The 341-nt window shown below is 72.7% G+C and carries 1 protein-coding gene; it reads left to right on the top strand.

All coding sequences use genetic code 11. From position 1 onward, the window contains the following. A partial coding sequence (locus ACEN88_RS34805) for a glycerate kinase (RefSeq protein WP_413346979.1) occupies positions 1 to 341 on the top strand: 341 nt, incomplete at both ends.

The following is a 341-nucleotide window of genomic DNA, read 5'->3' as shown; positions in this document are numbered from 1 at the left end:
CTCACCGGCCCGCGCGGCGCGTCCGCCGTGTTCGGCCCGCAGAAGGGCGCAACGCCGGCAATGGTCGCGCAGCTCGACGCCGCGCTTGCGCATTACGCCGACGTGATCCGGCGCGACCTCGGCCAGGATATCGCGCAAAGCCCGGGCGCGGGCGCCGGCGGCGGCATCGCGGCGGCGATGGTCGTGTTCCTCGAAGGGCAGCTGAAACCCGGAATCGAGATCGTGCTCGATGCCGTCGGGCTCGATGCGGCCGTGCGCGACGCGGACCTCGTGGTGACGGGAGAGGGCCGCATCGACGGCCAGACCGTGCACGGCAAGACGCCGATGGGCGTGGCCAACGT

This window comes from Massilia sp. CT11-108 (assembly GCF_047302915.1).
Classification (GTDB): Bacteria; Pseudomonadota; Gammaproteobacteria; order Burkholderiales; family Burkholderiaceae_D; genus Telluria; species Telluria orientalis.
Note: the sequence above shows the minus strand (reverse complement) of the source record. Positions and strands in the feature narration are given on the sequence as shown.